This window comes from Klebsiella ornithinolytica, from assembly GCF_030505655.1.
Lineage (GTDB): Bacteria > Pseudomonadota > Gammaproteobacteria > Enterobacterales > Enterobacteriaceae > Klebsiella > Klebsiella ornithinolytica.
Genome location: NZ_CP130153.1, coordinates 5,439,861 through 5,454,388, shown reverse-complemented (window position 1 = coordinate 5,454,388; position 14,528 = coordinate 5,439,861). Strand labels below are relative to the sequence as shown.

The 14,528-nt window shown below is 54.3% G+C and carries 11 protein-coding genes; 5 read left to right on the top strand and 6 right to left on the bottom strand.

Annotated elements, in window-relative coordinates; genetic code table 11:
• Positions 1 to 95 precede the first annotated feature (95 nt).
• The 5 genes from Q1L34_RS25770 to Q1L34_RS25745 all read left to right on the top strand — a co-directional run bounded on the left by Q1L34_RS25770 (position 96) and on the right by Q1L34_RS25745 (position 8,323).
• On the top strand, positions 96 to 2,219 hold the full coding sequence (locus tag Q1L34_RS25770) for an alpha-galactosidase (protein ID WP_004869338.1): 2,124 nt from the start codon (positions 96 to 98) through the stop codon (positions 2,217 to 2,219).
• 41 nt (positions 2,220 to 2,260) lie between these two features.
• Entirely contained in the window at positions 2,261 to 3,526 is a 1,266-nt protein-coding gene (locus Q1L34_RS25765; protein WP_015585438.1) for an MFS transporter, read from the top strand.
• Positions 3,527 to 4,373: 847 nt separating this feature from the next.
• Positions 4,374 to 5,384, top strand: a complete 1,011-nt coding sequence (locus Q1L34_RS25755; protein ID WP_044023575.1) for a LacI family DNA-binding transcriptional regulator — start codon at positions 4,374 to 4,376, stop codon at positions 5,382 to 5,384.
• A 71-nt stretch (positions 5,385 to 5,455) separates the two neighbouring features.
• Positions 5,456 to 6,844, top strand: coding sequence for a glycoside-pentoside-hexuronide (GPH):cation symporter (locus Q1L34_RS25750; protein ID WP_044023633.1), 1,389 nt, complete (start codon positions 5,456 to 5,458; stop codon positions 6,842 to 6,844).
• Positions 6,845 to 6,949: 105 nt separating this feature from the next.
• Positions 6,950 to 8,323 (top strand): NosD domain-containing protein, encoded by a 1,374-nt coding sequence (locus Q1L34_RS25745; protein ID WP_015585435.1) that lies wholly within the window; start codon positions 6,950 to 6,952, stop codon positions 8,321 to 8,323.
• Positions 8,324 to 8,414: 91 nt separating this feature from the next.
• On the opposite strand, the gene rhaM is transcribed toward Q1L34_RS25745, so the two are convergent.
• The 6 genes from rhaM to rhaS all read right to left on the bottom strand — a co-directional run bounded on the left by rhaM (position 8,415) and on the right by rhaS (position 14,498).
• The gene (rhaM, locus tag Q1L34_RS25740; RefSeq protein WP_097358188.1) at positions 8,415 to 8,729 is read right to left on the bottom strand and encodes an L-rhamnose mutarotase; all 315 of its coding nucleotides are present in this window, start codon (positions 8,727 to 8,729) and stop codon (positions 8,415 to 8,417) included.
• Positions 8,726 to 9,874 (bottom strand): lactaldehyde reductase, encoded by a 1,149-nt coding sequence (gene fucO, locus Q1L34_RS25735; RefSeq protein WP_097358187.1) that lies wholly within the window; start codon positions 9,872 to 9,874, stop codon positions 8,726 to 8,728. Before fucO ends, rhaM begins: the two co-directional genes overlap by 4 nt.
• Positions 9,875 to 9,946: 72 nt before the next feature.
• On the bottom strand, positions 9,947 to 10,951 hold the full coding sequence (locus Q1L34_RS25730) for an ABC transporter permease (protein ID WP_032718499.1): 1,005 nt from the start codon (positions 10,949 to 10,951) through the stop codon (positions 9,947 to 9,949).
• On the bottom strand, positions 10,948 to 11,955 hold the full coding sequence (locus tag Q1L34_RS25725) for an ABC transporter permease (protein ID WP_160873597.1): 1,008 nt from the start codon (positions 11,953 to 11,955) through the stop codon (positions 10,948 to 10,950). Before Q1L34_RS25725 ends, Q1L34_RS25730 begins: the two co-directional genes overlap by 4 nt.
• The gene (locus tag Q1L34_RS25720) at positions 11,952 to 13,463 is read right to left on the bottom strand and encodes a sugar ABC transporter ATP-binding protein (protein WP_004869347.1); all 1,512 of its coding nucleotides are present in this window, start codon (positions 13,461 to 13,463) and stop codon (positions 11,952 to 11,954) included. Before Q1L34_RS25720 ends, Q1L34_RS25725 begins: the two co-directional genes overlap by 4 nt.
• Before the next feature lie 48 nt (positions 13,464 to 13,511).
• Positions 13,512 to 14,498 (bottom strand): rhamnose ABC transporter substrate-binding protein, encoded by a 987-nt coding sequence (gene rhaS / locus Q1L34_RS25715; protein WP_097358186.1) that lies wholly within the window; start codon positions 14,496 to 14,498, stop codon positions 13,512 to 13,514.
• Positions 14,499 to 14,528 lie beyond the last annotated feature (30 nt).

Sequence of the window (14,528 nt, the reverse complement as noted above, 5' to 3'; positions counted from 1 at the left end):
AATTTCTGCACTCGATCACGGATCCGAAACGTTTTGGTTGTTGCCCGAAACGTTTCGGATCAACAGTAAGGCATTCCTTGTTGTGGAGATGTCTGATGTCTGATTCGATTTTACGTCTGCAAAGCGCCACGGTTGATGTGGTGATCAAAACCCAGCCGTTCGCCGAAATAATCTACTGGGGGCCGCATTTAGCTCACTTTTCGCCGCAGGATGCTGACACGCTTGCTCGCCCGATCGCCAACGGTCGCCTTGATGTTGACTCGCCGGTCACCTTGATGGCCGAACTGGGCCACGGGTTGTTCGGCGCGCCGGGGATTGAGGGGCATCGTCAGGGCCTGGATGGTTCGCCGGTCTTTGTCACTACCGGGGCTTTGCAGGAGGGGCAGCGCTTAACGCTGACCAGCGAAGACAAGCAGGCCGGTCTGCGTCTGGAAAGCGACATTGAGCTCGATAGCAGCGGCGTTCTGCGCGTCCGACACGGCGTAACCAATCTTCGTCCGCAGCCCTGGCAGGTCGATCGCCTGGCCGTAACGCTACCGGTTGCCGAGCGTGCCCGCGAAGTTATGGCGTTCCACGGCCGTTGGATTCGCGAATTTCAGCCGCATCGTCTGACTCTCGAACACGATAGTTTTGTGCTGGAAAATCGCCGTGGACGCACCTCCCATGAACATTTCCCGGCGCTGATTACCGGTAGCCCGGCGTTTTGCGAAATGGAGGGAGAGGTCTGGGGCGTGCACCTGGGCTGGAGCGGCAACCACCGTCTGCGCGCGGAGGTGAAAACCGACGGCCGCCGCTACCTACAGGCGGAAGCCTTGTATCTGCCGGGCGAAATGGCGCTCGCGGAAGGGGAAACGTTGTGGACACCCAGCCTCTATGCCAGCTATTCCGCTCAGGGGCTGAACGGCATGAGTCAGCAGTTCCACCGCTATCTGCGTGAGCAGATCATTCGCTTTCCGGGCAATAAACCGCGACCGGTGCATCTCAATACCTGGGAAGGGATTTACTTCGACCATGACCCGCAATACATCATGCGCATGGCGGATGAGGCGGCAGCGCTGGGCGTCGAGCGATTTATCATAGACGACGGCTGGTTTAAAGGGCGCAACGACGACTGGGCGGCGCTCGGCGACTGGTATCTCGATGAGCAGAAATACCCCAATGGCCTGACGCCGGTGATTGACCATGTGAAGTCGCTGGGCATGGAGTTTGGCATCTGGGTTGAACCGGAAATGATTAACCCGAACTCCGATTTATACCGCGCGCATCCTGACTGGGTGCTGGCGCTGCCGGGCTATAAGTCGCCGACCGGACGTCATCAGTATGTTCTGAACCTGAATATCCCTCAGGCGTTCGACTATCTGCTGGAGCGGATGAGCTGGCTGCTGGGCGAGCATGCGGTTGATTATGTGAAGTGGGATATGAACCGCGAGCTGGTGCAGCCGGCGCATAACGGCAAAGCGGCGGCCGACGCGCAAACCCGTCAGTTTTATCGCCTGCTGGATACCTTAGTGGCCCGCTTCCCGCAGATCGAGTTTGAATCCTGTTCTTCCGGCGGCGGACGCATTGATTACGAGGTGCTTAAACGCAGCCACCGCTTCTGGGCTTCAGACAATAACGATGCGCTGGAGCGTAATACCATCCAGCGCGGCATGAGTTATTTCTTCCCGCCGGAAGTGATGGGGGCGCATATCGGCAACCGTCACTGTCACGCTACTTTCCGTCAGCACAGTATCGCTTTTCGCGGCCTGACCGCGCTGTTTGGTCATATGGGGCTGGAACTGGATCCGGTGAGCGCCGATGAACAGGAGCGTGCCGGCTACCGCAAGTATGCGGCGCTACATAAGCAGTGGCGCGACGTGATTCATCATGGCGTGCAGTGGCGGCTGGATATGCCGGATACCACCACCCTCGCACACGGCGTGGTCAGTGAAGATAAGGGGCAGGCGCTGTTTCTGGTGAGCCAGCTGGCAATGCCCGATTACAGCCTGATGGCGCCGCTGCGCATTGCGGGTCTGGAGGCGGGGGCGCGGTATCACATTACGCTCCTTGATCACCCCAATATTCAGGTAACGGGGGAGGGCGGCCACACCATGCGCAAGCTGCCGGCGTGGATGACCTCACCGCAGACGGTAAGCGGCGAGTGGTTGCAACAGGCGGGACTGGCGCTGCCGATTCTCGACCCGGAAAGCGCCATTTTGATTGGTCTGCAACGCGTGTGATGGCAATGGGCCGCCCGGCGGCCCTTATTGAGGAATATAAAATGAACCCGACCGCCTGTACCCATAAAAACAACCCTAACTTCTGGATTTTCGGGCTGTTCTTTTTTCTCTACTTTTTCATCATGGCCACCTGTTTTCCGTTTCTGCCGATCTGGCTATCGGACGTTATCGGGCTGAACAAAACCGAGACCGGTATTGTGTTTTCCAGCCTGTCTCTGTTTGCGATTTGTTTTCAGCCGGTGCTGGGCGTTATTTCGGATAAGCTGGGGCTAAAGAAACATCTGATGTGGGTCGTCTCCGTCCTGCTGGTGCTGATTGCGCCATTCTTCCTCTACGTGTTTGCTCCGTTATTAAAAACCAATATCTGGATCGGCGCGTTAAGCGGCGGTGCCTACATCGGCTTTGTGTTTTCCGCGGGCGCCGGGGCGATGGAGGCGTACATCGAGCGCGTCAGCCGGAATAGCGGATTTGAGTACGGCAAAGCGCGTACCTTTGGTTGCCTGGGATGGGCGCTGTGCGCGACCACCGCAGGCATGTTGTTTAGCGTCAATCCGGAATGGGTTTTCTGGATGGGATCGGTCGCGGCCTTGCTGCTGCTGGTACTGGTTGCGATAGCTAAGCCACAGGCCAGCCAGGCGACTCAGGTGCTGGGCTCCCTGGGGGCCAATCGTTCCGCCGTAGATTTGAAAACCGCGGTGCGCATGTTCCGCCAGCGCAAAATGTGGATGTTTATTTTGTATGTGGTTGGCGTGGCCTGCGTCTATGACGTGTTCGATCAGCAGTTTGCCACCTTCTTTAAATCCTTCTTTACCACCCCGGAAGCGGGGACCCGGGCGTTTGGTTTTGCCACCACTGCCGGGGAGATCTGCAATGCTATTATCATGTTCTGCTCGCCGTGGATTATTAACCGCATCGGCGCCAAAAATACCTTATTGATTGCCGGGATGGTAATGGCGGCAAGGATGATCGGTTCATCGTTCGCCACGACGGCCGCTGAAGTCGTGGCGCTAAAAATGCTCCATGCGCTCGAGGTTCCGTTCCTGTTGGTGGGGGCATTTAAATACATCACCGGCGTCTTCGATACTCGCCTGTCGGCGACGATCTACCTGGTCGGTTTTCAGTTTGCCAAACAGGTGGCGGCGATTTTCCTCTCCGCGTTTGCCGGCAATATGTATGACCGGATTGGCTTCCAGGACACCTATATGATCCTCGGCGGAATTGCCCTGGCCGTCACGCTCATATCTGCCTTTACCTTATCGGGCAAGGCAAAGCCGGAAAATATTAGCGATAACGCCATGACGGTTTAGCAAATAGAGCGACAATTCACAGGGACGTGTTAAATATATGAGGAGTAGCTTGTGCTTTGGATATAAGAGAAAGAATGAGCCACGGTGAGCCAAGTATTGATTCAGGGTATGGTTTACCGCCGCAGCGGCTAATGAGCAAGGCGCGGGCCTATGAGTTCAATCACTCGCACCCATTATTCCGCGGATGTTTTCCAGGGGCGGTAAATAGTGCTGGATAGGACCACCGATTAATATTGCCGACGGAACGCATACTTCTGTCGGCGATAATTGTTACGCTACAACGGATGGCGCTGCCTGAAGCGCGGTTTGCCGGCGCTGAGAACCGGGCGCGCCTGATATTCTTCTCTCGACAGTGACAAGAAGCTGAGCCATGATGACGATCGCTACGACGCATGAAGCGCGTTAAATATTACTTTTTTCTATTTCATTACGCGTAGAGCAAACGCTGTTAAATTGATTTATTTTTTAATGAATAATATTACCAATATATAAATAAGGTCGATTTTTATAATGCCTCATCCTTAGCGGTGATCAACGCGAGAACTCTATCGCTTACGGGCGGAATAACGATGCGACCCTTTACATGCACTCCTTTTAACCTGCATTTTGTACCAGTCAACTAAACCCATTACCGCTACAGTACAATAATTTTCTGACATAATATATTATCCTTTTCGCTAATATATGCTTTTGTATAGGTCTGAAAATAAACCGGGAGCAGCTAAATAAAATTGCGAAGGCTGAACGCGATTCTATGTAACGCGGCAACATGTGAACTGGCTTACATTTTCGACAGCGATCACAATTTATAGTGAGCACCAGTGTTAGGGGGGCGTATTCAATCATCATGGCATCCATTAAAGACGTAGCGAAAAGAGCCGGGGTCTCGACTGCGACCGTATCACGAGTCCTCAACAATCATCCCAGCGTGATACCGGAAACGCGTCAGGCGGTGCGTGATGCAATGGATTATCTCTGCTATGTACCCAGCAAGAGTTCGTTTCAGCTTAGTGGGAAATGTTCCGGACTGATTGGTGTGGTGGTGCCTAATCTGGTAAACCCTCACTTCTGTGAACTGTTGGCGACAGTAGAAGAAGAGGCCCGGTATATCGGCAAATCGGTGATTGTTAAAACGCACCAGAATCAACCGCAACAAGATAAACATATTATTCATACCTTAGTGGGGATGGGCATTGACAGTTTGTTATGGGTGCCGACAGAAGCCGAAGCCGAACTTTCAGAATGGTTGACGATTACCAGGATCCCCGTCGCCGTCGTCACGCAGGTTTCCCGCTTCTTTAATTCAGTGTCGATTAATCAGGACCGCGGAGCTGAAAGTATTGCGGAGCACTTCATACACACCGGCCATATTTCATTTGGGTTTGTTGCCCAGGAGGGTGTTGACAATCGTAAAGTCTCGTCGTATAGCAAAAAAATAGCCAGTCATGGCTTAAATCTGGTTCAGAATAATCTGTTCTGGATAGCCAAAGGTGAGGGAGAAAAGGTATCAGGCCATATTAGTATTCTTGATGATATTATCGAGAAACTCAGTGAGCGGAAGAACCCCTGCACATGTCTGTTAGTTTATAACGATATTGCGGCAAACTATATTATCGATGGCCTGAAGGAAAAAGGAATCTCCGTTCCTGAAGATATTGCTATTGCCAGTTTTGACAATAGCCTGCTGGCGCAAACCAAAAAAATCACCAGCGTTGCGCAGCCAATAAATGAAATCGCGCATCTGGCCTTCCAGATGGTGAAGCATCAACCGCAGCAGGACAGTATCGAAATGCATGAAATTGTCTCCCGGTTAATTATCCGCGAGAGCAGCGTAAAGATTAATATTACTTCCCTGTAAGGGATTTATATTTAGACATGGCGCGACGCTTTGCGCCATGGGTTCCTTTTAACAAAAAAATAGGTGTATTTATGTCTGCTACCGCAATGGAAAGGCCAAGCGCTTATGAAAAGCTGGGGCTGAGAGAGAAGATCGGCTACGGCATGGGTGACGCCGGCTCAGGAATGATATGGAGCGTGCTGGCGCTCTATCTGACATGGTTTTATACCGACGTTTATGGTTTAAGTGCCGGTGTTGTTGGGACATTATTCCTGGTTATTCGCATTTTTGACGCTTTTAGCGATCCGCTAATGGGGGCTATCTGCGACCGAACCGTGACCCGCTGGGGGAAGTTCCGCCCATGGTTACTCTGGATGGCACTTCCGTTTGGACTGGGCGCGGTACTGATGTTTACTACGCCAGAACTGAGCATGAACGGCAAGATTATCTACGCCTGGGTCACCTATTTGATGATGTCGCTGATTTATACCGCGATTAATATTCCCTATTGCTCGGTCGGCGGCGTAATTACTCTCAATCAGAAAGAGCGCATGGGCTGCCTGTCATGGCGATTTTTCCTTAACGGTCTGGCAACGTTAATTATTTCCTCCTCTATTTTGCCGTTAACGGACTGGTTGGGTAACGGTGACCGCGCTTCCGGTTTTCAGATGACGATGATGATTATGGGCGGTGCGGCAACCCTGATGTTCCTCTTCTGCTTCTCCAGCATAAAAGAGCGCGTGGTATCGGTTAAGGAAAACGAATCATTAAAGAAAGATCTGCGCGACATTATTAAAAACGATCAGTGGCTACTGATGATCTCTATTACCTTCCTTAATGTTTTCCCGGCATTTATCCGCGGTGGCGTAACCATTTATTATGCGACCTATGTGATGAAGGCCTCTGTCGGATTTATTACGTTGTTTATGGCGCTCGGCGTGGCCTGTAATATGCTGGGCAGTGTACTTGCCAAACCGCTTACCGATCGCTTTGATAAGCTGGCGCTGTTCCGCATTATTAATATTATCCTCGGTATTCTGTCATTTGCGTTATGGTTTATCGATCCGCAATCGCTGACCCCGCTGATGACGCTATTCATTGTGATTAACGTTCTGCATTTAATTCAGTCTGGCCCCATTCTCTGGGCGATGATGTCCGACGTCGATGACTACGGCGACTGGAAATTCGGCAAGCGCCTGACCGGTATCTCCTTCGCGGGTAATCTTTTTATGCTGAAAATGGGGCTAGCGGTGGCTGGCGCGATCGTCGCATGGATTCTGGCGTTTACCGGCTATGTCGCTAATGAGCCGCAGCAAAATCCTCAGACCATCCAGGGCATCATCGTCATGTTCTCACTGTTGCCGATGGTGAGTTATTTCATCAGCGCGTATCTGGTGCGCTACTTCAAGCTGAATAACGCGTTCCTTGAAAAAATCAAAACAGATTTGGCGAAACGTGAACTGGAAAAAGGTCGCGGTTAATCACCAGAAGCTCAGGATATCCGCGTCATTGACTATTAAATAATAGCACTGGTGAAATTAAAATATTGGTTATTGATTTTAAGTTAATATCAAAGGAGGGTTTTCATGGCGCGTAAAAATTATTATGACGTGACACAGTGGCATATCGGTAATGCGAATGATGATATTGGCGAGGTCATCAATAGTATTATCGCAGATATCAAAAAAGGACAACCGCATACCGATGTTAATAACGGCGGTAAACCCGGTGCGGTTATCTATATTCCGCCCGGCGATTATCATCTGACCACTCAGGTTCTGATAGATATTAGTTATTTAAAAATAATGGGTTCCGGACACGGTTTTGTCTCCTCAAGTATTCGCTTTAATACGCCTGCGGATGAATGGGCGAATTTGCATGATGTATGGCCGGGCGGGAGCCGCATTCTGGTTGATCTTTGTCCGCAGGCCGGCGATGAAGAGCACGCAGGCGCTGCATTTTATGTAAAGCGGAACGGCGCTCCTCGTATCAGTTCAGTTGCGTTCGAAAATTTCTGTATTGATGGCCTGCACTTTATTGATGATGGGCTGGGAAACAACGATCCGGAAAATAGCTATACCAACGGCAAAACCGGGATTTATATCGCCAGCGCTCAGGACGCTTTCCGCATTACGGGTATGGGATTCATCTACCTTGATCATGGCCTCACTACGTACAATAGTGATGCTCTGGCAATCCATAATAACTTTATTGCCGAATGCGGTAACTGTATTGAGCTTCGTGGTGCCGGACAGGCTTCGAAAATAACCGATAACCTGATTGGCGCAGGCTATAAAGGCTATTCGATTTATGCCCAAAACTTCGGCGGGCTATTAATTTCTACCAATAATATTTTCCCGCGCGGCGCAAGCAGCGTTCATTTATCTGGCGTTGTACGCTCTACCGTCACCAGCAACCGGTTCCATTCATTTTATCCGGGAATGTTGGTGCTGGAGAACAACTGTGCGGAGAATCTCATCTCTGCAAACCATTTTTTGCGCGATCGTGAGCCCTGGCCGCCGATGCAGGCCTATGACAATGGCCAGAATGATGCCTATGGCTTGCTGCATATTAATGGCAGTAATAACTCGGTTATTGCCAATCATATTTCCGAAACTATCGATGTCCAGTATCTCAAGCCGCTGGGAATTAAACCGGTCATCATCCGGCTGGTTTCCGGCAAAGGGAATTATATTGCTAATAATCATATCGTTGCTACGACGGAAGCGTCAGTGCAGCAGGCGCAACCCTCCGAAGAGGATGCCTGCTTTGCGGCGCAGGTCAGCGCTTTGCTGACGACGGCCAGATTAAAAGCGCTTGATGCCGTCGCTGTGCTGGTAGAAAACGAGTCGTCTCAAAATACGATACTTGATTGCGGCAGTGACAACCAGGTGATGATGGACAGAGCGATTAATGCCTTCAGAGCCACGCCAGCCCCCGGCAATGTGGAGGTTGATTAGTCCGGCTGCGAATTGTGACGGCGCGCGATCACTATTTCTTCTCAGCGCCTGAAGCAGTTGCCCCGCTAAGCGTAGCGGGGCAACCATAGATTTACGCCAGATAAAATACCTCTTTGAGCTCCGCACTCACCGGGCTGTTGTCCGGATTGGCAGGCATCACATCGCACATATGTTGCCACCAGCGCTGGCAGACATCGGTACTGGCGACCGCATTCCACCGCTCCTCAGATTCAATTTCCACCGTGGCGAACAGCAGATGGCGATCCTTATCGAGATAAATCGCGTAGCGATGCGCGCCGTGCGCTTTGAGTACCGCTTCCAGCTCCGGCCAGATGGGATTATGGCGGCGCTGGTACTCCTTATGCGCGTCGGGATTGACCTGCATGACAAAGGCTTTGCGGATCATAAGGCCTCCAGATAAAGCTCACGGACCTCATCGCGGCTGGCGCTGCGCGGGTTGCATGGTGCGCAGGGGTCAGCCAGCGCCTTATCCAGCCAGCCTTCGATATCGGCTTTGGTGACGCCAAGCTGGCTGAAACCTTGCGGGATACCGACCCGTTTGCTCAGCGCGCGAATCGCGTTGATGGCTTCTGTACTGGCGGCTTCCTCGCTCAGACCGTGGGTGTCCACGCCCATGGCCTGCGCCACGCGGGCAAAGCGAGCGATAGCGTTCGGACGGTTAAAGTTTTCGATGATCGGCAGCAGGATAGCGTTGCATACGCCATGCGGCAGATTGTGGGTGGCGCCAGGCTGATGCGCCAGCGCATGGACCAATCCCAGTCCGGCGCTGTTAAATGCCATGCCCGCCAGATACTGGCCAAATGCCATTTGCTCGCGCGCCTCGAGGTTATGCCCGTCGTCAACGGCTTTCGGTAGCCACCGGGATATCAGGCGAATGGCCTCCAGCGCGTTGGCGTCGGTAAGCGGATGGGCGCCGACGGAAACAAACGCTTCGATGGCGTGGGTCAGGGCATCCATCCCGGTTGCGGCGGTGATGGATGGCGGAATATCCAGCATTACGCTGGCATCATCCACCGCAATATCCGGGATGATATTCGGATCGATAATCACCTCTTTGACCTGACGCCCGGCGTCGATAATCACCGCGTTGCTGGTCATCTCTGCCGCCGTACCGGCCGTCGTGTTGATCGCCACCAGCGGTACGCCGGCATTCTTCACCTTGCCGACGCCGGAGTAAGCGGTGGAGGGCGCCGGGTTAGCGGTGAGGATTTTTACCGCTTTGGCGGTATCGATTGGGCTGCCGCCGCCAAAGGCGATGAGGTAATCGCACCCGGCCTCCCGATACGCCGCATAGCCTTGTTGCACCAGCGCCTCGGTGGGATTGGGAAAGACTTCGTCAAACAGATGATAAGGCAGCTGCTGCTCATCCAGGGCGGCGAACAGGCTGTCCAGCAGCCCGAGCTTTACCAGCTGGCCGTCGGTGACGATCAGCGCTTTGCCCCACTGTTTATCTGCTACCAGCTTGACCATATCACCGATAGCGCCCGCGCCGTGGAGGCTGATTTTGGGAAGTGCCAACATAAAACTCATCATAATTCTCCTTAATTACCGTGATTTTTATGCCCGGCGGCGCTGCGCTCGTAGCCACAGCGCCGTCCGACATTAGATCCGTCTTCGCTGCATCACTCGCCGCGTAATAATGGGCAGCGAGATCACCACAATCAGCATCGCGCCGATGATGATTGACATAACAATGCCCGGCACGTTGAGCAGGCTCAGGCCAAACGTCACCAGCCCCATCAGAAAGGCGGCGATAATCACCCCCACCATGCTGCCGGAACCCCCGAGAATATTGATGCCGCCGAGTACCGCCATCGTCACGACCGCCAGCTCCCAGCCCATCGCCAGGGTCGGGCGGGTGCTGCCAAGCCGGGAGGTCAACAGCACGGCGGCCAGCCCGGACATCAGCCCGACCAGCGCAAACAGCACCAGGTTGTGGCGCTTAACGTTGATACCGGAAAACCAGGCGCCGGTCGGGTTATTGCCAATGGCGTAGGTGCGGCGACCAAAGTTGGTTTTGTGCAGCAGGAAAGCGAAGGCGATTGCGAGAAGAATAAACAGCGCGAACTCGAAGGAGAGCGCACCCCACACATAGCCCTGGCCGAACCAGGCGAAGCTGTCCGGATAGTGGTTCAGCGCTTTGTCGCCCAGCAGAATGTAGGTCATACCGCGATACAGGCTCATGGTGCCGATGGTAATGACGATCGACGACAGATTCAGACGCGTGACCAGCAGGCCGTTAAACAGACCACACAGCAGACCCACTCCCAGCCCGACGGCCACCAGCAGCGGCGTATCCATCCCCGCCGCCGCGCAGAAGCCCATCACCGTTGAGCTCAGCGCCATGGTGGAGGCGACAGAGAGGTCGATTTCCCGGGCGATAATCAACATCGCCATCGGCAGGACCACAATCGCCTTCTCGGTAAAGTTGAAGGTGGCGTCCGACAAATTCCAGATATTGAGGAAGTAGGGCGAGGCCAGCGCGCAGACCACGAAGACCACCAGCGTGACCGCCAGTAAAAATCCTTCCCAGCATAGCAGGCGGTGCAGCGGTGACGGCGCAGGTGCGATGTTGATCGTCTCTTCCGGGGTCATTATTTTACTCATGATTTCACCGTCTGTTTTTGCGCGGCAACCACCGCACTGCGCAGAATTAACCGCCCGTGTCGTTTGTTGCCGCGCTCATTGAGTACCACCGCGATAACGATGACCGCGCCGGAGATCGCCATTTGCCAGAACGGTGAGATACCCATCACCGGCAGCGCATTATTGATGATGCCGAGAAACAGCGCGCCGCAAAGACAGCCGATGACGCGCCCGGTTCCCCCCATCGTACTGATGCCGCCAATCACGCAGGCGGCCACGACCTGTAATTCAAAACCGTTGGCAACATCAACGTAGGCGACGGCAAAGCGCGAGATCCACAGGTAGCCGCAAAAGCCCGCCAGCGCGCCGGAGAGGCAGAAGCTGATGAACTGCATTTTCCCCGCATTAATCCCGGTGTAATACGCCGCGGTAGCGTTGCCGCCCGCGGTGTACAGCGCCCGGCCGGTACGGCTGTAACGCAGAAAGTAGCCCACCAGCAACAGCGCGGCGATGGCGCACCAGCTCAGCAGCGGTAGCCCAAGCAGCGAGGCGCGCGGCAGGCCGAGAAAATCGGCGCTCATCTGGTGCGAGTTGACCCAGCCGCCGTCGGAAAGCAGGAAAATAATGCCGCGGTAGATGCTCATGGTACCGAGGGTGACCACAATGGCCGGGATGCCGAGCCGCCACACCAGCAGGCCGTTGATCATCCCCATCAGCAGGCCCAGCAGGGTCGCCAGAACCAACAGCGTCCAAACCGGTACTTCGGGATAGTGGGCGTTGAGCAGCGCGACAATCATCCCGGTTAGCGCCAGATTGGCGGCCATCGACAGATCGATACCTTTGGTCAGCAGCACCATCATCTGACCGAGGGCAAGGATGATCAGAATAGCGGTGTCGTTAAACATCTCCACCAGATTACCGGGCGTGATAAATGACGGTGCCCGGCTGCCGATCGCGCCGATCATCATAATGATGATGACAGCCAGCAGCGTTTCACGGTGTTTAAGCAGTTGTCGCCCCATTATGCTGCCTCCCGACCGAGGCCGCTGGCGGCGCTGACGATGGTTTCTGCCGTTGCCTCCCCCGCGCGATATTCGGCCACCATCAGCCCTTCATGCATCACGATGATGCGGTCTGCCATCCCCATGACTTCCGGCAGCTCGGATGACACCATGATCACCGCCAGCCCCTGTCCCACCAGTTCGGACATAAACTGATGCACCGCCGCTTTTGAACCGATGTCGATCCCCTTGGTTGGCTCATCGAGGATGATCACCTCCGGGTGTGTGGCCAGCCATTTGCCGATCACCACTTTCTGCTGATTGCCGCCGGAGAGGGTTTCTACCGTCTGCTGCCAGTTAAACGCTTTGACCTGCAGACGTGAGGCATATTCATTCGCCAGCTGCCATTCGCGGGTGGCGTTCAATACGCCATTGGGATTGAGTTGACTGAGCTGCGGCAGGCTAATGTTCTGGGCGATTGGCAGGGCAATAATCGCCCCCTGCTTCTGCCGCTCTTCCGGCACGCAGACAATTCCCGCCCGGATGGCGTCCGCCGGCTGGCGGAAGTGCATGGTTTTACCGTTCAGCACGATCTCCCCGCTCGCGGGACGAGATACCCCGGAGAGCGCCTGCATCAGCTCGGTTCGCCCGGCGCCGACCAGGCCGTAGAAGCCCAGAATTTCACCTTTACGCAGCGAAAAATGGATATTGGCAAACTCGGTGGGATGGCAGAGGTTTTTCACCTCCAGGACCGTTGCGCCCGGCGTGCACTCGACTTTCGGGTAGGTCTGGGTGATGGCGCGACCGACCATCATCGCCACCATCCGTTCTTCGGTGATGTCATTAATGGCGCCGGCGCTGACGAAGACGCCGTCGCGCAGAATGGTGTAGTAATCGGCCAGTTCGAAAATTTCGTCAAACTTATGCGAGATAAACAAAATCGCTTTCCCGTCTTGCTTCAGGCGTTCAACGATTTGATAGAACTCCAGAATCTCATGCTGCGAGAGGGCGGCGGTGGGCTCATCGAGAATCACCACCTGGGCGTCGAAGGAGAGCGCTCTGGCAATCGCCACCATATGCCGCTGGGCAATACTGAGGGTTTTCAGCGTCGCGCGTGGGTCAATCTGCACCTCAAGGCGGGTGAGAATTTCGCTGGCTTTGCGGTGCATGGCGGGCCAGTCGAGTTTCTTCAGCAGGCCGGTATACAGATACTGGCCGACGAAAATATTTTCGGTGACCGACAGCTCGTCGAACAGCACGGTTTCCTGATGAATGGCGGTGATCCCCACCTTATGCGCCGACTCGGGGTTCGGCAGCTGGATAGGGATTGCTTTATAGAGGATCTCGCCCTCTTCGGGCTGATAAATACCGGTCATTACTTTGACCAGCGTGGATTTGCCGGCGCCGTTTTCGCCGATTAAGGCGGTCACTTTGCCGGGCCAGAGATCGAGCTGTACGTTCTCAAGGGCATGCACACCGGGGAAAACCTTGGTGATGCCCTTAAGCGACAGCAGAGGAGTGGATGCCGTCATGATAATTCTCCAGTTTTTCCCCTCCCGGTATCGGTGAGGGGAACGGGGTCAAAAGATTTTTGAGAATTTATCGATGTTGCTGGCATCGTAAACGAACGGCTGCGCCATCGCGCCGTTGCCGTTGGCATCCAGCTGGACTTTACCCAGCTTGCCCATACTGGCTTCGGTTTTACTCGCCGTCCCTTTTACCAGATCGTCGGCCAGATAAGTGGCGGCGTAGCCCAGATCAATAGGGTTCCAGATAGCGAAGCTTTTGCTGGCGCCGGATTTAATCGCCCCGGCCATTTCAGACGGCAGCCCGAGGCCGGTCACGTAGACCTTGCCAATCTTGCCCTGATCCTTGACCGCCTGCGCGGCGGCGACGATCCCGACCGAAGAAGGCGAGACGATCACTTTCAGCTCGGGATATGACTTCAGCAGGCCCACCGCTTCGCGGTAGCTCTTATCCGACAGATCGTCGCCGTAGGCCACGGTGACCAGATTGACGGAAGGGTACTTCGGCAGCATCTTTTTCATCTCCTCGATCCAGATATTCTGGTTGGTCGAGGTCGGGGTGGCGCTTAACACGGCCACATCGCCTTTATCGACATTCAGCGCTTTTAATGCCTCGGCGGCGAGCCGGACGTTGGTTTCGCCAATCAGGGCATTATTGGAGGGGTTGAGATGGATTTGCCGACCCGCTGGCGCCACGCCGGAATCCCAGGAGACCACTTTGATACCGCGCTGCATGGCTTTTTTCAGCACCGGGACGACGGCATCAGGATCGTTGGCGGAGATGGCGATCGCATCCACGCCCTGGGCGATCAATCCGTTAAGGACTTCGATCTGCGCTTCTGCCGTGGTGGTGGTCGGGCCGGTATAAATGACTTTAACATCGCCTAACTCTTTGGCCGCTTGCTGGGCGCCGACGTTCGCAGCTTCGAAGAACCCATTTCCCAACGATTTTGCCACGAGGGCGATTTTCACTTCCGCTGAAGCAGAACCGGACAACGCCATAATGGCAACGGTGAGGATCAAGCTTGTCTTTGTTTTCATTGCTTTTACTCCACATGATTGAGTTAGATT

Bases quoted from the DNA above. Each gene is read 5' to 3' on its own strand.
- Q1L34_RS25770 (WP_004869338.1), top strand. From the start codon at position 96: ATGTCTGATTCGATTTTACGTCTGCAAAGCGCCACGGTTGATGTGGTG.
- Q1L34_RS25765 (WP_015585438.1), top strand. From the start codon at position 2,261: ATGAACCCGACCGCCTGTACCCATAAAAACAACCCTAACTTCTGGATT.
- Q1L34_RS25755 (WP_044023575.1), top strand. From the start codon at position 4,374: ATGGCATCCATTAAAGACGTAGCGAAAAGAGCCGGGGTCTCGACTGCG.
- Q1L34_RS25750 (WP_044023633.1), top strand. From the start codon at position 5,456: ATGTCTGCTACCGCAATGGAAAGGCCAAGCGCTTATGAAAAGCTGGGG.
- Q1L34_RS25745 (WP_015585435.1), top strand. From the start codon at position 6,950: ATGGCGCGTAAAAATTATTATGACGTGACACAGTGGCATATCGGTAAT.
- rhaM (WP_097358188.1), bottom strand. From the start codon at position 8,729: ATGATCCGCAAAGCCTTTGTCATGCAGGTCAATCCCGACGCGCATAAG.
- fucO (WP_097358187.1), bottom strand. From the start codon at position 9,874: ATGAGTTTTATGTTGGCACTTCCCAAAATCAGCCTCCACGGCGCGGGC.
- Q1L34_RS25730 (WP_032718499.1), bottom strand. From the start codon at position 10,951: ATGAGTAAAATAATGACCCCGGAAGAGACGATCAACATCGCACCTGCG.
- Q1L34_RS25720 (WP_004869347.1), bottom strand. From the start codon at position 13,463: ATGACGGCATCCACTCCTCTGCTGTCGCTTAAGGGCATCACCAAGGTT.
- rhaS (WP_097358186.1), bottom strand. From the start codon at position 14,498: ATGAAAACAAAGACAAGCTTGATCCTCACCGTTGCCATTATGGCGTTG.